This is a genomic window from Streptomyces fradiae ATCC 10745 = DSM 40063 (assembly GCF_008704425.1).
GTDB lineage: Bacteria > Actinomycetota > Actinomycetes > Streptomycetales > Streptomycetaceae > Streptomyces > Streptomyces fradiae.
Window position 1 is genome coordinate 5828686 of record NZ_CP023696.1, and the last position, 19979, is coordinate 5848664.

Consider the following 19979-nt stretch of genomic DNA (forward strand, 5'->3'; position numbering starts at 1 on the left):
CCGGTCCTGTCCTGCCCGCCGGCCACGAGCCCCACGGGGCCGCGCGCGCCCCCCGTGGGGCCGCACCCACCCGCGCCCGCGCCTGCGCGCGACGGTCGGGGGCCGGCCGGGACGGGCAGGCCGGACCGGTCAGCCGCCTCAGTCGGTCATCGCCTCCGCCAGGAGGCGTGCCGCCTCCGCGACGAGGACGTTGTCGGCCTCGGCGTCCGGGGTGAACCGGGTCGTCTGGACGGCCAGCACGACCGGCGGGCGTCCGGGCGGCCAGGCGACCCCCGCGTCGTTGTTGGTGCCGTAGTCGCCGCCGCCCGTCTTGTCCGCCAGCAGCCAGTCCGCGGGCAGGCCCTTGCGGAACCGCTCGTCACTCGTCCGGTTGTCCAGCATCCACCGCGTCAGCCGCTCCCGGTCGTGCGCCGCCAGCAGGTCGCCGAGGATCAGCCGCCCGTACGTGCGGCCGATGGCGCGCGGCGACGTGGTGTCGGTGACCCTCCCGGGCTCGGCCGAGTTCAGCTCGGGCTCCCAGCGGTCCAGCCGGGTGACGTGGTCGCCGACGGAGCGGCAGAAACGGGTCACCGCGGTCGGGCCGCCCAGATCGCGCAGGAGCAGGTTGGCCGCCGTGTTGTCGCTGCGGGTCAGCGTCGCCTCGCACAGCTCGGCGACGGTCATGCCGTTCGCCACGTTCTCCGGCAGCCCGGTGACGGGGGAGTAGCCCGACCGCTTCACGTAGTCCGCCGTGTAGTGGACGCGCCGGGCGAGGACCTCGCCGTCCCGGTCCAGGTCGCGCAGCACGGCGGCGACGGCGATCGTCTTGAACATCGACGCGATCGGGAAGCGCTCGTCCGCGCGGTACGCCACCGTCCGCCCCGTGCCCGTGTCGTACGCGAACGCGCCGAGCCGCGCGTCGTGCGTGCGCTCCAGCGCCCGCAGGCGCCCCTCGACGCGGGCGCCCCGCCCCGGAGCGGCGTGCGCGGGGCCCGCCGCTGCCGCGGTGGCCGCCAGCGCGGCCCCCACCCCTGTGGCGAGGACGGCTCGGCGGTTCGGACGTGCGGTGGTGCGATCCACGATGGACCCCTTCTCCCTACGGCAGGACGACATCCACGACGACGGTCCCTCCCGTCCCACCGGTTTCATCTGTCACTCGGTCGGCCGAAAACCGCCCCCGGCCGTCCCGTGCGTGGGGGCAGCCGCCCCTCCACCGGTGGCCGCGGCGCAGCCGAACCGGCCCGCGCCACGCCGTGCGGGGGGCGGAGGCCGTCCTTGACAGTGGTCGGCAGTAACGTTTCTGCCAGCAGTGGCCAAGCCGTGGCACACTGCGCCAATCATGTCTATGTCACGCCAAGACGCGCCTCTGCGCTTTTTCGTACGGAGTGGGTCGCCGACTCGATGAGCCAACGCACCACCGCTCAGTCCCCGCCCTCCCGGTCCCGGCCGTCCGGGGCCGTCCCCCCGACCCCCGCCGCCGAGCCCGGCCCCGACACGCCAGCCGACGAGCGGTCCGCGCAGGCGCCCGCGCCCGCGGACCCCCGGCCCTCGACCGAGCCCGCGGCGGCCGGGCCCGCCGAGGAGCCCGCCTCCGCGGAGCCCGGCGCGGACGCGCCCGTCGACGCGCCCGGTGGACCCGCATCCGTCGCCCCCGCGCCCGTTGACGCGCCCGGTGGACCCGCATCCGTCGCCCCCGCGCCCGTTGACGCGCCCGGTGGACCCGCATCCGTCGCCCCCGCGCCCGTTGACGCGCCCGGTGGACCCGCATCCGTCGCCCCCGCGCCCGTCGACGCGCCCGGTGGACCCGCATCCGTCGCCCCCGCGCCCGCCGAACCCGCCGCCGACGCGTCCGGGGCCCCCGAGCCGGGCACGGGCCCCACCACCGCCACCCGGCCGCCGGAGGACACCGCCCCCCGGTCGGCGGACGCCGGGCCGGCCGGTGCCGACCCGGTGGACGCGGAGACCACCGCCGAGGTGCCCCTGCCCACCGGGTCCGCCGCCCCCGGGTCCGGCGGTGAGGCGCCCACGGCCACCGGTCCGGACGCCGCCGGGCCCGGCGGCGACGCGGCCCCGTCCGCCGGCGCGACGGCCGCCGGGCCCGGCGGTGGCGCGGCCCCCGTGCCCGCCGTCGGCAGGGGTCGGGTGGAGTTCGACGCGCTCTACGAGCGGGCGGCGCCCGCCCTGATCCACCAGGTGTACCTGCTCACCGGCCGCCGCGGGGACGCCTTCGACTCCGTCGAGCACGCCTTCCAGCGGGCGTGGGAGCACTGGCCCGAGGTCTTCCACGACCCGGACCCGGTCGGCTGGGTCCGGTCGCGCGCCTTCGAGCACGCGCTCGCCCCCTGGCGGTGGTTCCGCCGGCCCCGGCGCCCCGGGGGGCCGCCCGCCGACCCGGTGCACCGCGCTCTGCTGGAGCTGCCGCCGCTGTACCGCCGCACCGTGCTGCTCTGCGACGGCGTCGGCCTGACCGTCGACGAGGCCGCCGCGGAGGCCGCCGCGACCGTTCCGGCCACGACCAGCCGCCTGGAGCACGCACGGGCCGCCCTCCTGGAGCGGCTCCCCGAACCGGTCGGCCCGGAGGAGGCGCGGGAGCGGCTGAGCGCCCTGGCGGGCGCGGTGTCCACGGCGACGCTGCCGCTGGCCCGCTCGGTGCGCACCGGCAGTGAGCGCCGGCTGCGCGCCCTGACCGGCACCGTGTTCGGGCTCACGGCCCTTCTCGCCGGCGCGGTCGTCTTCTCGGCGGTCACCCCGCGGTCCCCGTCCCCGGAGCCCGCACCGGCCCCGTACGGGAGCGTCAGCGACGACGGTGCGCCGGGGCGCGGCACGTCCGCCCCGCCCGGCGGCGGCCCGTCCGCCCCGCCGAGCCCGTGACCGGGTGCGCCGCGCAGGCCGCGGCGCACCCGGCCCGGGGTGCGGCGGGGCGGGTGGGGAAGCGGACGTGCCCGCGGCGTGAACCGGGCCCCGGCGGCCGAGCGCCGGGGCGGGCGGGCCGTCAGGTCTGGGTCAGGGAGCGGCCCGGCTGCTGCATCAGCTCCTGGAAGGCGGACATGCAGGACAGGCAGTGCCGGTCCGTCTCGTCGCCCACCTCCCGGAGCGGCTGTCCGCAGAGGGCGGAGGACCGGTCCTGGCCGACGACGTGCCAGACCAGGCCCGTACCGGTGGCGGCCGTACCGACGCGCATTTCGTACATGGCGGATCTCCGTGCGGTGGACGACGCTTGACTCCACCCCAGCACGGCCTTGGCCCGCCCGCCGCCGCTGCCGGTCCGTCCGGGTGAGGCGCTCACCACGGCAGGAAGACGTGGACGTCCTTGCCCTCGGGCCGGGTCTCCACGTTCACCTGCGTGGCGAGCGCGTTCACCAGGTACCAGCCCACCGCCCCGGTGTTGTCGGCCGGCGACCAGGGGCGCGGGACCGGCGGGCGCGGGTTGCTGTCCCGTACGACGACGTGGACCCCGTCGAACGTGCGCCGCAGCCGCAGGGAGAACGGCCCCGGCGCGTACTGGACGGCGTTGCCCGCCAGCTCGGTCACGACGAGCAGCACGTCGTCGCGCCGGTCCGGCTCGCTGGGCCGGGCGGCGCGCTCCAGGGCGTCCAGGTAGCGGTCGGTGACCAGCCTGGCGGCGGTCACGTCCTCCAGCGCCCCGGTGAAGCGGGTCTCCAGGTCGTCGGCGCCGTCGTGCGCGGGCGGGCCGGTGGCCACGGTCTCCTCCTGAGCGTCACCCGATTGCTGTCCGCCGGACGGGTGCCCAGGACGGCGCCGCCGATGCCCCCCGTGCCGGTTCCGGCGCGGTCTCCGGGGCGGGCGGGGGCGCCGGGGCGGTGCCGGTGGCGCCTTCCGCCGCCGTACGCCGGTGCCGCCCGGCCCCGCGCCCGGCCCCGCTCCCGGCCCCGCGCCCATCCCCGCGCCCATCCCCGCGCCCACCGCCGCTCCCGGCGGCCGCGGAGTGCGCCGCGCCCCGCCCCGCCCTACCGTGACGTGGGTGGCTCTGCGGGAGCCGTACGGCAGGAAGGCACGACCGATGCGGTACGACGAGTTCCTCACGCGGGTGCGTGAGCGGGGCGAGTACTACGACCAGGAAGAGGCCGCGCACATCACCCGTGCGGTGCTGGGGGTGCTCGGCCACCGCGTCGCGCCCGGCGAGGCGGCCGACCTGGCCCGGCTGCTGCCGAGCGGCCTCGGCGAGCTGCTCGCCCCCGACGGCGACCGCCCGGCCGAGGGCTTCGGTATCGAGGAGTTCCAGCGGCGCGTCGGGATGCGCACCGGACCGCGTCCTCGTACCGCCGAGTGGGACGCGACCGCCGTCCTGACCACGCTGGCCGAGATGGTGCCCGGCGAGGAGCTGGACCGGATCGTCGGGCGGCTCCCCGACGGCTACGCCGCGCTCTTCGGCATGGCCGCCTCACCCGACTGACGCACCGGCGCGCCCGCGTCGGTCCGGCGGCCGGCCCGCCCCCGCTTCCGGCGCGCCCAACCGCCTCTCCCCGCACGCCCCTTGACTGTTCCGCGCGCCGCCCCGATCCTCGTCGGACCCATGTGACGGGCTCATGACGACTCTGGCGGTGCGCCCATGCCCCGACCCTCGCACGCCTCCCGCCACGCCTCCCGGCGCGGCCTCCTCGCGCTGCTGTCGCTTCTCGTCGCGGCGACGGCCCTGGCCCTCGGCCCCGCGGCCCCGTCCGGCGCCGGCACCCCGCCCACCGGAGCCCGGCCCGCCTGGTGGGAGCCCGTGGCGCGGCCCGCCCCCGACTCGGCGGTCGGCGTCACCGGCGAGCCCTTCGGGGGCACCGACGCCCAGGGCCGGGTGCGCGGCTTCGTGGACGCCCACAACCACATCATGTCCAACGAGGCGTTCGGCGGGCGCCTGATCTGCGGGAAGCCCTTCTCCGAACGCGGCGTCGCCGACGCCCTCGAGGACTGTCCCGAGCACTACCCCGACGGCTCCCTGGCGCTCTTCGACTTCATCACCAGGGGCGGCGACGGCAGGCACGACCCGGACGGCTGGCCCACCTTCGCCGACTGGCCCGCCCACGACTCCCTCACCCACCAGCAGAACTACTACGCCTGGATCGAGCGCGCCTGGCGCGGCGGGCAGCGCGTCCTCGTCAACGACCTCGTCACCAACGGCGTCATCTGCTCGGTCTACTTCTTCAAGGACCGCGGCTGCGACGAGATGGAGTCCATCCGCCTCCAGGCCCGCAGGACGTACGAGATGCAGGAGTACGTGGACCGCATGTACGGCGGGCCCGGCAAGGGCTGGTTCCGGATCGTCACCGACAGCGCCCAGGCCCGCGAGGTGGTCCGGCAGGGTAGGCTCGCCGTCGTGCTCGGCGTGGAGACGTCCGAGCCGTTCGGCTGCAAGCAGGTCCTGGACGTGGCCCGGTGCGACCGCGAGGACATCGACCGGGGCCTGGACGAACTGCACCGGCTCGGCGTGCGCAGCATGTTCCTCTGCCACAAGTTCGACAACGCCCTGTGCGGTGTCCGCTTCGACTCCGGCGCGCTCGGCACCGCCGTCAACGTCGGCCAGTTCCTGTCCACCGGCACGTTCTGGAGGACGGAGCCGTGCACGGGCCCCCAGCACGACAACCCGATCGGCGGCGCCTCCGCCCCCGGCGCCGAGGCGAAGCTGCCGCCCGGCGTCACCGTGCCCGCGTACGCGGAGGGCGCCCGCTGCAACACCCGCGGCCTCACCGACCTCGGCGCGTACGCGGTACGCGGCATGATGCGCCGCGGCATGATGCTGGAGATCGACCACATGAGCGTCAAGGCGGCCGGCCGCGCCCTCGACATCCTGGAGTCCGAGGCGTATCCGGGCGTGCTGTCCTCGCACAGCTGGATGGACGCCGAGTGGACCGAGCGCGTCTACCGCCTGGGCGGCTTCATCGCCCAGTACATGCACGGCTCCGCGCAGTTCACCGCCGAGGCCCGGCGCACGGACGCGCTGCGCGCCCGGTACGGCGTCGGGTACGGGTACGGCACCGACATGAACGGCGTCGGCGGCTGGCCCGCGCCGCGCGGCGCCGACGCCCCGGATCCGGTGCGGTACCCGTTCCGCACGGCCGACGGCGGCTCCCTCGTCGACCGGCAGACCACCGGTGAGCGCACCTGGGACGTCAACACGGACGGCGCCGCCCACCACGGGCTCGTCCCCGACTGGCTGGAGGACGTCCGGGTCACCGGCGGCCAGGACGTCGTCGACGACCTGCTCCTCGGCGCCGAGTCGTACCTGCGCACCTGGGCCGCCTCCCAGCGCCACGAACCGGCCGCGAACCTGGCGGCCGGCGCCCCGGCGGCGGCCAGCTCCAGCGAGTGGTGGGACCCGTTCGCCGGCCACGGCCCCGGCAAGGCCGTCGACGGCGACACCCGCACCCGCTGGGCCAGCGAGTGGAGCGACGACCAGTGGCTCCGCGTCGACCTGGGCGCCCCGCGCACCGTGGAGCGGGTCACCCTCGACTGGGAGGACGCGTACGCGAAGGCGTACCGGGTGGAGGTGTCCGCCGACGGGCGCACCTGGCGCACCACCTGGTCCACGGCGTCCGGCGACGGCGGCCTGGACACGGCCCGCTTCGCCGCGACGCAGGCGCGGTACGTCCGCGTCCACGGGGTGGAGCGCGCCACCCGCTGGGGGTACTCGCTGCGCGAGGTCGGCGTCCACGGCGGGGGCGGCTGAGCGGCGGGACGCGGCCGGAGCCGGGCCGGGCGGTCCGCGCCGGGCCCCCGTTCCGGGCGGCCCGCCCGGGGCGGTCCGCCCCGGCCGCCCCCGCGGCGCCGGCTCTCCGCGTCGGCCGCCCCGCGGCGGGCGGCCCGCCCGGCGTCAGCCGGACCGGCCGCCCGCCGGGACTCAGGCGCGGCTCGGCTCCTCCTCCCGGACCGGCCGCCGCGCCGGGCGCCCGGTCCCGTTGCGGGGACGCCGCCCGCCGCGCTCCTGGAGGACCACCGCCAGCGGCGCCGCCGTCAGCATCGACGAGTACGTGCCGACGACGATGCCGATCAGCAGGGCCAGGGCGAAGTCCGTCAGCGAACCCCCGCCCAGCACCGCCAGCGCGGCCAGGATGAACACCGCGCCCATGCCCGTGTTCAGGGTGCGCGGCACGGTCTGGAGCAGCGCCGTGTTGGTCAGCCGCGCGATCGACTTCCCGCGCGCCCCCGTGGCCCCGGTCAGTTCCCGCACCCGGTCGAAGACGACCACGGAGTCGTTCACCGAGTAGCCGATCACCGTCAGCAGCGCCGCCAGGAACACCCCGTCGACGGGCTTGCCCAGCCACGCGAACACGCCGACCAGGATCGCCGCGTCGTGGACCATCGCCACGACGGCCGCCGCGCCGAGCTGCCACCGGAACCGCACCGCCAGGTAGAGAAGCTGGGCGCCCACCGCCACCGCGAGCGCGATGAGGGCGCCCTTGCGCAGCTCGGCGCCGAGGCTCGGCCCGATCAGCTCGTCACGGACCTTCTCCGCCCCGCCGCCGACGAGCTCGGAGACCGTCTCGCCGATCCGCGCCGCCTCGTCGTTCGACATCCGGTCCGTGCGGACGGTCAGACCGCCCTCCCCGGACGTCTGCACCACGGCGCGCGGGAACCCGGCGTCGGCCAGCGCGTCGCGCGCCCGGTCCGCGTCCACCGGCGACGACGTGGAGTACTCCACGAGCCGCCCGCCGGTGAACTCCACCCCGAGGTCCAGCCCCCTGACGAAGATCCCGGAGACGGCCAGCAGCACGGCCACCGCCGAGACGGTGAGCCAGCGGCGGCTGCGCCCCATCAGGTCGGGGTCGCGGCGCAGCAGCCGGGCCCGCACGGCGCCGGTGCTCCCGATGCCCGACCAGAGCGGGCGCCGCCGCACCGCCTTGCGCGCCACCGCGAAGTCCGCCAGCGCGCGGGTGACGACCAGGGCGCTCACCATCGACGCGAGGACGCCGATGCCCAGCGTCACGCCGAAGCCCCGCACCGGGCCCGAGGCCAGCAGGAAGAGCAGCACCGCCGCGATGAGGGTGGTGATGTTGGAGTCGGCGATGGCGCTCAGGGCGTGCCGGAATCCTGCGGTCAGCGCCGACCGCAGGCTCTTGCGGGCCGTGCCGCGCTGCGCGTACTCCTCCCGCGCCCGTTCGAAGACCAGCACGTTCGCGTCGACGGCCATGCCGATGGCCAGCACGAACCCGGCCAGACCCGGCAGGGTCAGCGTCGCGCCGAGCGCCGCCAGCGCCGCGTACGAGATGACGCCGTAGGAGGCCAGCGCCAGCACGGCCAGGCCGCCCAGGAGCCGGTACACGGCGATGATGAACAGGCCCGTCAGGGCGGTGCCGATGACGGCGGCCAGGGCGCTGCTGCGGATCGCCTCCGCGCCGAGCGTCGGGCCGACCGTCCGCTGCTCGACCGTCTCCACCGGGACGGGGAGCGCGCCGCCGTTGATCAGCAGGGCCAGCTCGCGCGCCTCGTCGGCGGAGAAGCCGCCGGTGATGCGCGTCGAGCCGCCGACGATGCCGGTGTCGCAGCCGATCGACTCGTCCACCTGCGGCGACGAGATGACCTTGTCGTCCAGGACGATCGCGACGCGCCGGGCCGGGTCGCCGGGCGCGGAGCACGCCGCCTTGCCCGTGAGCCGCGCCCACCCGTCGGCGCCCTTGTCCTTGAACTCGACGTCCACGTACCAGCCCAGGGCGTTCTGCGTGTCGATCACGGCCTGTGCCTCGGAGACGTCGGCACCGGTCATCTTCGAGGGCCCGAGGCGCAGCCGGGTGCCGTCCTCGTCGGCGAGGACCGTCTCACCGGACGGGGACGGGGTCGGGCTGGGCTTGGGGCCCTGCTCCGGCGTGGCGGGCGGAGCGTCCTGCGCCATGCCCAGCACGGGGTGGAAGGTGAGCTGGGCGGTGCGGCCCAGCACGTCGGCCGCCGCGCGCGGGTCCTGGACCCCGGGCAGCTCGACGATGATCCGGCGGTCGCCGGAGCGGGTGAGGACGGGCTCGGTCACGCCGAGCGCGTCGATACGGCGGCGCAGCACCTCCACGGTGCGGTCGGTGGCCTTCGCGTCGGCGGTGGCGGTGGGCGAGTCGCGGGTCTCCAGCACGATCTGCGTGCCACCGCGCAGGTCGAGGCCCAGGCGGGCGGGGACGGTCACGGCGATGTACACGGACAGGGCGACGATGGCGAGTGCGAGCAGGGCTCGCACCCGCATGGCGCGGGTCAAGGGGCCTCCAGCAGGCGGACGCCGCGGCCGCGTGGGGCGGCGCGCGGGCGGATGACGGGACGGTCAGGGGGCTGGAGGCGGGGGAGGGGCGCGCCCGGTGCGGCGCGTGGGCCGGTGGACGTGCGCCGCGTCGCGGCTCGGCGCGGGCGCGGCCGGCCGGACGGCGGGCGGGTCGGGTGCGGGGGGCGGCGGGGGCAGGGCCGCGCCGGTGGGCGGCGGGACGAGACGGGTGCGCGAGACGTCGGCGTACGGGCGCGGGGCGGACGAGCAGGCCGTCGCACACGCGTCGGCGGCCTCCCCGGCGGGGGCGCCCCCGCGCGGGGCGTCCCGGTCGCCGGAGGCACCCCCGCGCGGGGCGTCCCCCTCGGCGGCACCGCCCCCGTGGTCCGGCCCGTCCGGGTGCCCCGCCCGGCCCGCGCCCCCGGGCCCGGTCCCGGTCGGGGACGCGACGGGCACGGGAGCGGCGTGGGCGGCGGGGGCGAGGACCCCGAGCACGGCCAGGAGGACGGCGGCCACCGCCGCGGCGACCGCCCCGGCGGTACCGGAGGCGGAGGCGAGCGCGCGGGCCGCCCCCGAGGCGGCCCGCGCCGTGCGGAGGCCGGCGGCGGGCGTACGCCGGGGACCGGCACCGGCACCGGAGCGACCGGCACCGGGGCCGGCGGCGGGCGGCACGGGCCGCCCGCCGCGCCGCGTACGCGCGGCCCGCGGACCGCCCGCCGTGCCGCGCACGGCGTGCCGCGTGCCGTCGTCGTGCGGCATGCCCTCCCCCTCCCTCTCCCGTCGTACCGTCATGTCCCGTCCCCGCCCGTGCCGCGGCCCGCCCCGCCCGTCAGGGCTCGATCAGCCCCGCCCGGATCGCGTACCGGGTGAGCTGGAGGCGGTCGCGCAGCCCCAGTTTCTGCAGCACGTTCGCCCGGTGCCGCTGCACCGTCTTCACGCTGATCACCAGCATGTCAGCGATGTCCTTGGAAGAGTGCCCCTCGGCGACGAGTTTCAGGATCTCCTCCTCGCGGGCGGTGAGCACCCGGTCGGGAGGCTCCTCGCCGTGCCGGGCCCGATCCAGGTAGTCGCGGACCAGGGCCGTCACGGCGCCCGGGTACAGGAACGGCTCGCCCCGCATCGCCGCCCGGCAGGCGGCCACCAGGTCCCGGTCGGCGACCGACTTGAGCACGTACCCGCAGGCCCCGGCCTTGAGGGACTGGAAGAAGTACTGCTCGTTGTCGTACATGCTCAGCATCAGGATCCGCGTCGACGGGTGGCGGGCGGACAGCTCCCGCGCCGCCTGGAGCCCGGTCATCCGGGGCATCGCCACGTCCAGGACGGCCAGGTCGACGGGGTGCTCGCGGGCCAGGGCGACGGCCTCGGCGCCGTCCCCGGCCTCGGCGACGACCTCCAGGTCGGGCTCGCCGTCCAGGATGAGCCGGACGCCCCGCCGGACCAGCGCGTGGTCGTCGGCGAGCAGGATGCGGACGGGGTGGTTCTGGGGCTGGTTCACTGGGCCTTCCCGGCGATCGGTACGGACAGGGTGACGAGGGCGCCGCCCAGGCGGCCGCGTGTGACCTCGAGCGTCGCACCGGCCAGCAGCGCGCGCTCCCGCATGCCCCGGATGCCGGCCCCCTCCGGCGCGACGCCCACGCCCCGGCCGTCGTCCTCCACGGACAGCACCACACCGTCCGGCGTCCGGCGCAGTCCCAGATCGACGCGGGCGGCGTCGGCGTGCCGGGCGGCGTTGGTGAGCCCCTCCTGCGCGACCCGGTACAGCACCAGCTCGGTCTGCCGGTCCAGCGGCGGCAGGTCCCCGTCCAGACGGCGCCGGACGGTCAGCCCCGTGTGGGTCGCGAAGTCGTCGGCGAGCGACATCAGCGCGCTGGCCAGGCCGAGGTCCTCCAGCACGCCGGGGCGCAGCCGGCGGGCGAGCCGCCGCACCTCGTCCAGGCTCGACCGGGTGATCTCCTGCGCCTGCTGGAGCTCCGCCCGCAGCGGCTCCGGCGCCCGGTCCGCGGCCCGCTTCAGCCCGAGCAGCACCGCCGTCATGCTCTGGCCCACCTCGTCGTGCAGTTCCTGCGCCACCCGGCGCCGCTCCGACTCCTGCGCGTCCAGGGCGCGGGCGCTGCTCGTCGCCCGCTCCGCCTCCAGCCGGTCCAGCATGTCGTTGAACGTGCGGATCAGCTCCGCCACCCCGCCGTGTCCCGGCACGGGCAGCCGCTGGCCGGGCCGCAGCAGGTCCACGGTCGCCATCTCGCGGGTCAGGCGCTCCAGCGGGGCGAGGCCCACCCGCAGCAGCGCGGCGTTGGCGACGAGCATCACACCGAGCCCGGCGACGAGGATCACCGCCTCCGTCAGCAGCACCGGTACCGACACGGTCACCGGGGCCCACAGCAGCAGCGCCGTGGCCGCACCCAGCACCACGGCGTTGAGCCCGAAAATCCGCCAGAACAAGGACACGGCGCACAGAACCTTCCGATCAACCCCACAGCTGCCACCACTATCCTCGGCGACCCGGACCCGTCACCGCCCACCGGGCGGCCCCGCTCCCGTCCCGGCCGCCCCGCCCGTCCCGCCGGGCCGCCGCGGGCATTCCGCCCAGCCTGCCCCTCCCGCGCCCCGCCGTCGATGGGGCCCGGCACCCAACCGCCCCCACGGAGGTGCCACGGACCCGCGCCTTCCTGCATCACGCGCCCCACCGGAAATGGGTGCGGCGACCCATGGCCCGGAGCGGGCCGAACGGCGATGGTGGGGGATCAGCCGCCCGGCGGCCCGGAGAGCCGGGCGACGCCGTGCGGCCCCTGTGTTCCCGACCCCCTTCCCACAGGAGGAGTACGCCATGACGCTCGGCAGCGCCGCTTCCGGGGCAGCCCCCGGCCGGCTGACGGACCACGAGGCCCGCCAGCGCCTCGAACACGAACGCGAGTCGCGGCTCACCCAGCTCAAGGCCATCGAGGCGGCCGGGGTCGGGCAGCAGGCGTCCGACGACCTCCTCGCGAGCCAGCGCGCCTCCACCCGGGGCGTGCTGAAGGAGATCGACGCGGCGTTCGAACGCCTCGCCGCCGGCACGTACGGCAGCTGCCAGGGCTGCGGCGGCGCCATCCCGGCCGAGCGCCTGGAGATCCTGCCGTACACCCGGCACTGCGTCGGCTGCCGCAGCAGCGCCACCTGACCACCGGGGCCGGCCGGCACGCCCGGCGGCTTGCCCCACCGGGCCCGTGGGCCCGCCCGGCCGGCGTGCCGGCCCCGGCCCGGCGCGCGCCGGGTCCTTCGTGTTCCGCCCGCACCGTGCACCCTGTGGAGTGGTGACCCGTGAGCAACCGGACCGCCCGCGCCGACGCGGGCCTGACCGCCCAGGACCTCGCCGCCCTCCGGCGCAGCCTCCAGGAGCAGCGCCGCTTCCGCCTGGAGCAGCTGGCCCGGATGACCGGCCGCGCCCCCGCGCCGGAGGCCGCCGTCCCGGACGTCGCCCCCGCCCCCGTACCGGAGGCCCCCGCCCCCGTACCGGAGGCCGCCGTCGACGGCGTCGCCCCCGTCCCCGTGCCGGAGGCCGCCGTCCACGGGGCCCCCGTTCCCGCCGCCGATCCGGGACCGGGGACCGCCGGTCCGGCGCTCACCCGCGAGGCCCCCGGGCCCGTCCCCGCGGGGCGGGCCGCGCACCCCGCCCCGGAGACGGCCGGGCCCGGGGGAGGGGCGCCCTGGGACGGGGCCGCCGCGCGGCGGGAGGTGCAGGCGGAGCTGACCGCTTCCGCGCGCATGGTGCTCCACGACGTGGAGGCCGCCCTGGAGCGCATGGACCGGGGCGGCTACGGCACCTGTGAGCTGTGCCGCCACCCCATCGAGCTGCGGCGGCTGACCATCGTGCCCCAGGCCCGCTACTGCGGCCGCTGCCACCGGGTCCGGGAGGCGCTCCGGTGAGCGGCTGCCGCCCGGCCGCGCGGTCCGGCCCCGCCCCGCGCCCCCGCCCCGCCGCGGCGGGCGCGCGCCGTCCCGGTCCGGGGCTCGCCGTGGAGCTGGGCAGCGCCCGCACCCGCGTGTGGGCGCCCGGCCGGGGCGCCGTCCTGGACGTGCCGACGGTCGCCTTCCCGGCCGGCGGCGGCGTGTCGTACCCGGTGCGGCGCGGCGCCGTCGTCGACCCGGAGGGCGCCGCCCGGATGCTGCACCGGCTGCTCGGCCACCGCATCCCGCCCGGCGCCCGGCCGCTCATCGTGCTCGCCGTACCGGTGCTGGGCGGCGTGGAGCACCGGGCCGCCGCGCTCACCGCCCTGCGGGTGCTGCGGCCCCGCCGCGTCCTGACCGTCCCGGCCGCGCGGGCCGCGGCGCTGGGGGCGGCCGCCGACCTCTCCGGGCCGCTCCTCGTCGTCGACGTGGGCGCCCACCTCACGGAGGTCGCCCTCCTCACCGGCGGCGCCGTCGTCAACGCGTACCGCGCCCTTCTCGGCACCGCGGACCTCGACGCCGGCACCACCCCGGACGACCTGGCCGACGCCGCCGCGGACATGGTCACGGACATGTTCCGCGCCGACCGCACACCGCGGAGCGCCGAGGCGCTGCGCCGCGGCATCCTCCTCACCGGCGGCGGGGCCCTGCGCCCCGAGACCGCCGCCGGCCTCGGGGCGCGGCTGCGCGCACCGGTGCGGGCGGCGCCCGCCCCGCACACCGCGGCCGTGCGCGGCGCCGCCACCACCCTCGTACCGGACGCCCGGAACACACCGGACACCCCGGACGCCCTGCACGCACCGGACGCACCGGACGCCCCGGACGCCCTGAACGCCCCGCACGTCCTGAACGCCTCGGACATCCCGGACGTCCCGGAGCCCTGAGGGCCACCGGGGCGCGCATCCGGCCGGGCCGGCGGGGCGGTTCCCGCGAACCGGCCGCTTCCGGCGCACACGTGGCGGTGCGGCTTCTTCCGTCCGACCGGGTGTTCGGCCATCATGAGCCCCCGTCAGCCGCGACGGAGAGGACGGTTCATGGCCAGGCTCCGGATGGGACAGGGTGGACAGGGCGCGGCACGGGGCGCCGGACAGGGCGTGCTGCGCAAGAAGCCGATCGAGGCGATCGAGGAGCCGGAGGGCGGCCCCGGCGAGCGGCTCGCCCGCACGCTCGGCCTGTGGCAGCTCACCGCGATCGGCGTCGGCGGCATCATCGGCGCGGGGATCTTCACCCTCGCGGGCACGGTCGCCAACGGTACGGCCGGGCCCGCCGTGCTGGTGTCGTTCCTCATCGCGGGGGTCGCCAGCGCCGCCGCCGCCTTCTCGTACGCCGAGTTCGCCGGGCTCATCCCGAAGGCCGGGTCGGCCTACACCTACGGGTACGCGGTCCTGGGCGAGTTGGTGGGCTGGTTCATCGGCTGGGACCTGCTGCTGGAGTACACGGCGATCGTCGCGGTCGTCGCCATCGGCATCTCCGGCTACTTCAACTTCCTCCTGACCGAGACCGGCCTGTCCCTGCCCGCGTGGATGCTGGGCGCCCCCGGCACGGGCGAGGGCCACCGCGTGGACCTCTTCGCGGCGCTGCTCTGCCTCTTCATCGCGTACCTGCTCACCCTCGGGATCCGCAACGCCGCCCGCTTCGAGACCGCGGTCGTGGTGTTCAAGGTCCTCGTGGTGCTGCTGGTGATCGTGGTCGGCTTCTTCCACGTCAAGAGCGAGAACTACACCCCGTTCTTCCCGTACGGCCTCGGCGGCGCCTTCACCGGCGCGGCGACGGTCTTCTTCGCCGTCTTCGGGTACGACGCGATGAGCACCGCCGCCGAGGAGTCCAAGGACGCGCAGCGGCACATGCCCAAGGCGATCGTCTACTCGCTCGCCATCGCCATGGTGCTGTACGTGCTGGCCTGCCTGGCGCTGACGGGCATGCAGAAGTACACCGAGATCGACCCGGAGAGCGGCTTCTCGACGGCCTTCAAGTCGGTGGGGCTCGGCGTGGTCGCGGACATCGTGGCCGTCGGCGCGATCGTCGGGATCCTCACGGTCATGTTCACGTTCATGCTGGGAGTCACCCGTGTGTGGTTCAGCATGAGCCGCGACGGGCTGCTGCCGCGCTGGTTCGCCAAGACCCACCCGACCCGGCACGTCCCGACCCGGGTCACGTGGATCGCCGGCGGCGTGTCGGCGGTCATCGCGGGGTTCATGCCGATCGGGGAGGCGGCGGAGCTGACCAACATCGGCATCCTGCTCGCCTTCGCGGTCGTCTGCTCGGCCGTCATCGTGCTGCGCTACCGCCGCCCCGACCTGCCGCGCTCCTTCCGCGCCCCGTTCATGCCGTTCACCCCGGCGATCGGCGTCGCGGCCTCGCTCTGGCTCATCACCTACCTGCGGGTGGAGACGTGGCTGCGGTTCGCGGTGTGGTTCCTGATCGGCCTCGTCGTCTACTTCGGCTACTCGTACCGCAGGTCGGCCCTCGCCTCGCACGACCGGCCCCCGGCCGGAAGCTGACCGGGCCCGCCCCGCCGCGGCGTGCCGCGCCGGGGCGGGCCCGGTGAGGCCCCTGCGGCCGCGGCTCGTCGGCGTCGAACCGGATGCCGGCGCCCAGGAAGCGGACCCGGCCGGGCGCGGCCGCGGGGCCGGAGATCAGCGCGTGCGGCGGTGGCGGCCCGCGGTGCCGCGGGAGCGGACCCGTACGGTGATGTACGCGGCGAGCGCGACGGCGGCGGCCACCACCACGGCCTTGGAGACGAACCCGACGTACGTCTGCACGGTGTCCCACTGGTCGCCCAGCCAGTAGCCGGCCAGCACCAGGACGGAGTTCCACGCCAGGCTGCCGACCGAGGTCAGCGCGACGAAGACGGTCGGCGACATGCGCTCCACCCCCGCGGGGACGGAGATGAGGCTGCGGAACACCGGCACCATGCGGCCGAGGAGCACCGCCTTGGTGCCGTGGCGCAGGAACCACGCCTCCGTCCGCTCCAGGTCGGACGCCTTCACCAGCGGCAGCCTCCCCCACAGGGCGTGCATCCGCTCCCGCCCGAAGACGCGGCCGAGCCAGTAGAGGGCCACCGCGCCGACGACGGAGCCCAGCGTCGTCCAGGACAGTGCCGAGGCCAGCGAGAGCGCCCCCTGCCCGGCGGCGACCCCGGTGAGGGGCAGGATCACCTCGCTCGGCAGCGGCGGGAAGAGGTTCTCCAGCGCGATGGCCAGCCCGGCGCCCGGGCCGCCGAAATCCTCCACGAGACCCACCGCCCACCCGGTGACCCCGTCCGCCGGGGTCTGCGGTGCCGGTGAGGACGCGATGTACATGTGTTCTCCCGCTGCGCGGTGCCGCCACGTGGCCGGCCCGGCGCCTCCACGGTGGGAAGGCACTGGTCGACGACGGCCTGGTCACGACCGCCCGGCCGGACGCCATCCCCGGTACCCGGCCCGTGCGGAATCGTAACCCGGAGGCCCCGCGGGCCGGAGCCGTGCCCACGTCCGCGGGGGACGGCCGGGCGCCCGGTCAGTCCGCGGGCGCGCCCCAGGCGGCCGTGAGCCCGTCCAGCCACGCGGGCGGCAGCTCGGCGGCGTCCCACTCCTCGCGCAGCGCCTCCGGTGCGGCGGCGAGCCGTTCCAGCACGGCGACGCTGGTGGGGGAGTGGACGAGGGAGTACCGGCCGTGGATCGCGATGCTGCTGCCCGGCCCGTACTCGGCGTACAGCCGCTCCAGCCGTACGTGCTGGGCCGTCGCGAACTCGGTCAGCCGCCCCGCGTACGCCGCCCGCCGCATGGCGCCCATGGTGCCGAGGACGGCGGTGAGGACCTGGTCCGTCACCTCCGGGTCGAGGTCGGAGGCCGGGGTGAAGGAGAGGTAGAGCGGCACGGCCGCGGCCTTGGCCCGCGCCACCTCCATCCTCCTGACGGGCGGTCGGGCGTCCGGGGCCGTCGCGGCCCGGCCGGCGACGGCCTGCCGCAGGGCCCGCTCGGCGAGGTCGCCCACGGCCTCGGCGACGGTCCGGGCGCCGTCGAGCCACCCGGCCCCGTAGGCCTCGCCCTTCCGCTCCGGAGCCTCTCCCACGAGCTGCTCGACCTCCTGGTGCGCGAGGGCGACGGCGCCCGCCTCGACGAGTTCGAGCAGTTCCTCCGTCTCGTCGGACGAGATGCCCGCCGCTTCGAGCAGGTGGTGGAGCGTCCTCTTCGCGTTGAGGACGCTGACCGCGTCCAGTTCGTGCCGTCCTTCTCCGGCGGCCTTCATGGGCCCTCCTCGTCGCGTGGAGCGTGTGCTGCGGCGCGCTGCGTCGGGGCTCCCCTCGGGGCGCCCCCTCCCATGGTCCCGGATGCCGCGGCCCTCCCCGCGCGAACACACCTCGTGCGAGCCGCCGTCGGCCCGGCGGGACCGGCCGGCGAGGCACGCGCATGACGGCGCCCTTCCCGGGATACACGTTCCCCGACCAGCCGGGGAGCACCCGGCCGGGCGCCGTGGCTCCGCCCGGACGGGACGCCGTCCGGCCGCGGGACGCGGGGCACGGGACCCGCGGACCCGGGCGTGCGGACCCTGGCGTGCGGACCCGGGCGTGCGGGCAGGGACCCGCGGGCCGGGACGTGCGGGCCGGGACCCGCGGACCCTGGTGTGCGGACCTCCGGCGCCGCGACCCGCGACGCACGGACCGGGACGGATGGGGTCGCGGTACGGCCGAACGGCCCTGGCGTCCGGACCGCGGGACCGCGATCTTTGACGCATCATCGCGACAGCGGCGACCGAGCCGCACGTCGAGGCAACGGGAGGCGACATGACGGGCACCATCACCGCGGGCGTGGACGGGACGGCCCCCGCACTCGCGGCAGTGGACTGGGCGGCGGACGAGGCGGAGCGCCGGGGAGCGCGTCTGAGGCTCGTGCACGCCTGGACCTGGCGCCCCGTGGACGTGACGCACGGCGTGGACCGCCGGGTCGAGGAGGACTGGGTACGGCGGACGCTGGCCGAGGCGGAGGCACGCGTCCGGGCGTCGCACCCCGGTCTGGACGTCACCGCGGAGGTGCTGGACGGCGACCCGGTGCCCTCGCTCGTCGCCGAGACCGGGCGCTCCGGCACGCTGGTACTGGGCTCGCGCGGGCACGGCACGCTCACCGGCTACCTGCTCGGCTCCGTCTCGCTGCACGTGCTCCGCCAGGCGGAGGGGCCCGTCGTCATGGTGCGGGCGGGCGACCGGCCCGAGGCGCTGCCGGCCCCCGCCGAGGTGGTGGCCGGTGTCCAGGAGCCCGGAGCGGGCAGCGACGCCGTGCTGGACTTCGCCTTCTCCGCCGCCGCCGCGCGCGGGGTGCCCCTGCGCGCCGTCCACGTCTGGAACCTCCCCGCCTCCGTGGGCTGGAGTCCCGCCTCCCTCTACGCGGCCGACCAGTCGAGTGCGCTGGAGGAGGTCAGCAAGGGCGTCCTGACCGACATCCTGAAGCCGTGGCGCGACGCCTATCCGCAGGTGGAGGTCGTCGAGCACTGCGAGTTCGGCTCCGCCTCCGAGATCCTGCTGTCCCTCGGCGGCAGTGCGCACCTCCTGGCCGTCGGACGCCGCGGCCGGGGCGAGGGCGTGCGGCGCCTCGGCTCGGTCACCCACGCCGTCCTGCACCACGCCACCGCCCCCGTGGCCGTGGTCCCCCACGACTGAACCCGCACGACCCGCGCGCCCTCCGTCGCGGCCATCGGCCGACGTTCGCGACCGGGGGCGCGCCGTCGTTCCCGGCGGCTCTCGGAACGGCGGCGGGTGGGGCTCAGGAGCGGACGGCGGTCGCGCAGCCTCCGTCCGCGGCGCTCGTCCCGTCGCCCGTGTCGAGGGGCTCGCCGCGGTCGTACGGGTCGATGCGGTCGGCCGGGTCGGCGGGCCCGTCGCCGGCCGTGCCGAAGGGCGGCACGAAGTAGCCGGTGGGGCCGGAGCAGCCGCCGTTGGTCACGTGCAGCGCGTACGAGACGAGGGAGGCCGTGCCCGGCTCCGTGACGACCTTGGCCGGATCGTCCCAGCTCAGCACCACCTGGCGCCGCACGATCGTGCGGACCACCTCGGCGTCCGCTCCCGCGTCGGCCGCCGCCGGGGTGACCGGGTAGACGAAGGTGACGTCCGCGGTCACCTCGACCGCCCCGCGCTTCCCCTCCCGGTAGGTGAGCTGTCCCCGGGTCCTGACCACGTCGCCGGCCAGCCGGGCCTGGTCCGGCCGGAAGCGGCTGAACAGCAGCAGCGGGTCGGTCTTCGGCGTGGGCGCCGCCGGCGAGAGGGCGGCGCGGAGGTACTCCCGCACGTCCTTCTGGTGCGGGTTCAGCAGGGCGACGGCCTTCTCGGGCCGCTCGCCGCGCAGCACGCGGGGGTCGAGTCCGGCGGCCGCCATGAAGTCCCGGCTGCGCAGCAGCGCCTGCCCGACCTGGCCGGCGTCCATCCAGCCGGTCGCCCTCGCCTCCGGGACCGTGATCCCGGCCGTTCCGCCGGCCCAGCCGGCGGCGGGCGAGCCCCGGAAGGGGTCGGCCACGGTGGGGCGCAGGTCCGGGCCGGTGCGGGGCGCGTCCCGCGGGGCCTCCTCGGCGGCCGGCCGCGTCCCGCCCTGCCAGGCCGCCCCCGCCCAGTCGAGGAGCTGCCGCGGGAAGAGCGCCGCCGCCAGGAGGGCGGCGGCCACCGCCAGCCCGGCGACGTACCGGCCCGTGCCGCGGCGGGCGCGGGCCGGCGGGCGGGGGCGCCGGCCTTGCGGCGGGCGGTGCCGCTCCCGCGCCGCCGCCTCGCGGGCGTTCGCCGACGGCTCCTCGGGGGCCCCGGCCGCACCCGCCACCGACTCCTGGAGGAAGCGCTCCCACTCCTCGTCGGACACGGACGGCGACCCGTCCCCGTCCCGTTCCCCTGCCCCGCTCACACCGCTCCCCTTCCCCCGCGACGGCCCGTACCCGG

General features: G+C 77.1%; 18 protein-coding genes. 8 read left to right on the forward strand and 10 right to left on the reverse strand.

The features are described from left to right. Positions 1-138: 138 nt before the first annotated feature. On the reverse strand, positions 139-1092 hold the full coding sequence (gene bla, locus CP974_RS25495; protein ID WP_051839961.1) for a class A beta-lactamase: 954 nt from the start codon (positions 1090-1092) through the stop codon (positions 139-141). A 288-nt stretch (positions 1093-1380) separates the two neighbouring features. On the opposite strand from bla, the gene CP974_RS25500 reads away from it, so the two are divergent. Further along, entirely contained in the window at positions 1381-2850 is a 1470-nt protein-coding gene (locus CP974_RS25500; RefSeq protein ID WP_150485862.1) for a sigma factor-like helix-turn-helix DNA-binding protein, read from the forward strand. Positions 2851-2971: 121 nt separating this feature from the next. On the opposite strand, the gene CP974_RS25505 is transcribed toward CP974_RS25500, so the two are convergent. Both CP974_RS25505 and CP974_RS25510 read right to left on the reverse strand, forming a co-directional pair. Next, complete coding sequence (locus CP974_RS25505; RefSeq protein ID WP_031136323.1) at positions 2972-3169, reverse strand: hypothetical protein; 198 nt, start codon at positions 3167-3169, stop codon at positions 2972-2974. 92 nt (positions 3170-3261) lie between these two features. Continuing rightward, positions 3262-3681: an ATP-binding protein gene (locus tag CP974_RS25510; RefSeq protein WP_031136326.1), complete on the reverse strand. Its 420-nt coding sequence runs from the start codon at positions 3679-3681 to the stop codon at positions 3262-3264. A 319-nt stretch (positions 3682-4000) separates the two neighbouring features. On the opposite strand from CP974_RS25510, the gene CP974_RS25515 reads away from it, so the two are divergent. Continuing rightward, positions 4001-4393 (forward strand): DUF2267 domain-containing protein, encoded by a 393-nt coding sequence (locus CP974_RS25515; protein ID WP_031136328.1) that lies wholly within the window; start codon positions 4001-4003, stop codon positions 4391-4393. Positions 4394-4549: 156 nt separating this feature from the next. Beyond that, positions 4550-6652 carry a discoidin domain-containing protein gene (locus CP974_RS25520; RefSeq protein WP_174887756.1) on the forward strand — a complete coding sequence of 701 codons (2103 nt, stop codon included), beginning with the start codon at positions 4550-4552 and terminating at the stop codon, positions 6650-6652. A gap of 171 nt (positions 6653-6823) precedes the next feature. Here CP974_RS25520 and secD read toward each other — a convergent pair whose 3' ends face one another. From secD to CP974_RS25540, 4 genes are all read right to left on the reverse strand, one after another. Next, the gene (gene secD / locus CP974_RS25525; protein ID WP_078915928.1) at positions 6824-9148 is read right to left on the reverse strand and encodes a protein translocase subunit SecD; all 2325 of its coding nucleotides are present in this window, start codon (positions 9146-9148) and stop codon (positions 6824-6826) included. Between the two features lie 75 nt (positions 9149-9223). Then, positions 9224-9952: a hypothetical protein gene (locus tag CP974_RS25530; protein WP_140160847.1), complete on the reverse strand. Its 729-nt coding sequence runs from the start codon at positions 9950-9952 to the stop codon at positions 9224-9226. Positions 9953-9989: 37 nt separating this feature from the next. After that, a complete protein-coding gene (locus tag CP974_RS25535; protein WP_031136817.1) occupies positions 9990-10655 on the reverse strand; it encodes a response regulator in 666 nt (221 codons plus the stop codon). Further along, positions 10652-11605: a HAMP domain-containing sensor histidine kinase gene (locus tag CP974_RS25540; RefSeq protein ID WP_031136815.1), complete on the reverse strand. Its 954-nt coding sequence runs from the start codon at positions 11603-11605 to the stop codon at positions 10652-10654. Before CP974_RS25540 ends, CP974_RS25535 begins: the two co-directional genes overlap by 4 nt. A gap of 379 nt (positions 11606-11984) precedes the next feature. Here CP974_RS25540 and CP974_RS25545 point away from each other — a divergent pair, with 379 nt between their 5' ends. The 4 genes from CP974_RS25545 (at position 11985) to CP974_RS25560 (ending at position 15585) form a co-directional block, all read left to right on the forward strand. Then, entirely contained in the window at positions 11985-12317 is a 333-nt protein-coding gene (locus CP974_RS25545; protein WP_031136813.1) for a TraR/DksA family transcriptional regulator, read from the forward strand. Between the two features lie 368 nt (positions 12318-12685). Further along, complete coding sequence (locus tag CP974_RS31030; protein WP_373276741.1) at positions 12686-13063, forward strand: TraR/DksA family transcriptional regulator; 378 nt, start codon at positions 12686-12688, stop codon at positions 13061-13063. Continuing rightward, complete coding sequence (locus CP974_RS25555) at positions 13060-13968, forward strand: rod shape-determining protein (RefSeq protein ID WP_085921425.1); 909 nt, start codon at positions 13060-13062, stop codon at positions 13966-13968. Before CP974_RS31030 ends, CP974_RS25555 begins: the two co-directional genes overlap by 4 nt. A gap of 150 nt (positions 13969-14118) precedes the next feature. Then, the gene (locus CP974_RS25560) at positions 14119-15585 is read left to right on the forward strand and encodes an amino acid permease (RefSeq protein ID WP_078915856.1); all 1467 of its coding nucleotides are present in this window, start codon (positions 14119-14121) and stop codon (positions 15583-15585) included. Between the two features lie 135 nt (positions 15586-15720). On the opposite strand, the gene CP974_RS25565 is transcribed toward CP974_RS25560, so the two are convergent. Beyond that, positions 15721-16386: a DedA family protein gene (locus tag CP974_RS25565; protein WP_031135759.1), complete on the reverse strand. Its 666-nt coding sequence runs from the start codon at positions 16384-16386 to the stop codon at positions 15721-15723. A gap of 196 nt (positions 16387-16582) precedes the next feature. Continuing rightward, the gene (locus CP974_RS25570) at positions 16583-17314 is read right to left on the reverse strand and encodes a hypothetical protein (protein WP_031135761.1); all 732 of its coding nucleotides are present in this window, start codon (positions 17312-17314) and stop codon (positions 16583-16585) included. A 535-nt stretch (positions 17315-17849) separates the two neighbouring features. On the opposite strand from CP974_RS25570, the gene CP974_RS25575 reads away from it, so the two are divergent. After that, a complete protein-coding gene (locus tag CP974_RS25575) occupies positions 17850-18719 on the forward strand; it encodes a universal stress protein (protein ID WP_031135763.1) in 870 nt (289 codons plus the stop codon). Positions 18720-18822: 103 nt separating this feature from the next. Here the strand turns inward: CP974_RS25575 and CP974_RS25580 are convergent, their stop codons facing one another. Further along, entirely contained in the window at positions 18823-19944 is a 1122-nt protein-coding gene (locus tag CP974_RS25580) for a hypothetical protein (protein WP_223844442.1), read from the reverse strand. Positions 19945-19979: the final 35 nt, after the last annotated feature.

Coding starts and splice junctions, on each gene's coding strand:
- bla (WP_051839961.1), bottom strand. CDS start 1,092: ATGTCGTCCTGCCGTAGGGAGAAGGGGTCCATCGTGGATCGCACCACC.
- CP974_RS25500 (WP_150485862.1), top strand. CDS start 1,381: ATGAGCCAACGCACCACCGCTCAGTCCCCGCCCTCCCGGTCCCGGCCG.
- CP974_RS25505 (WP_031136323.1), bottom strand. CDS start 3,169: ATGTACGAAATGCGCGTCGGTACGGCCGCCACCGGTACGGGCCTGGTC.
- CP974_RS25515 (WP_031136328.1), top strand. CDS start 4,001: ATGCGGTACGACGAGTTCCTCACGCGGGTGCGTGAGCGGGGCGAGTAC.
- CP974_RS25520 (WP_174887756.1), top strand. CDS start 4,550: ATGCCCCGACCCTCGCACGCCTCCCGCCACGCCTCCCGGCGCGGCCTC.
- secD (WP_078915928.1), bottom strand. CDS start 9,148: ATGCGGGTGCGAGCCCTGCTCGCACTCGCCATCGTCGCCCTGTCCGTG.
- CP974_RS25530 (WP_140160847.1), bottom strand. CDS start 9,952: ATGACGGTACGACGGGAGAGGGAGGGGGAGGGCATGCCGCACGACGAC.
- CP974_RS25545 (WP_031136813.1), top strand. CDS start 11,985: ATGACGCTCGGCAGCGCCGCTTCCGGGGCAGCCCCCGGCCGGCTGACG.
- CP974_RS25560 (WP_078915856.1), top strand. CDS start 14,119: ATGGCCAGGCTCCGGATGGGACAGGGTGGACAGGGCGCGGCACGGGGC.
- CP974_RS25565 (WP_031135759.1), bottom strand. CDS start 16,386: ATGTACATCGCGTCCTCACCGGCACCGCAGACCCCGGCGGACGGGGTC.
- CP974_RS25570 (WP_031135761.1), bottom strand. CDS start 17,314: ATGAAGGCCGCCGGAGAAGGACGGCACGAACTGGACGCGGTCAGCGTC.
- CP974_RS25575 (WP_031135763.1), top strand. CDS start 17,850: ATGACGGGCACCATCACCGCGGGCGTGGACGGGACGGCCCCCGCACTC.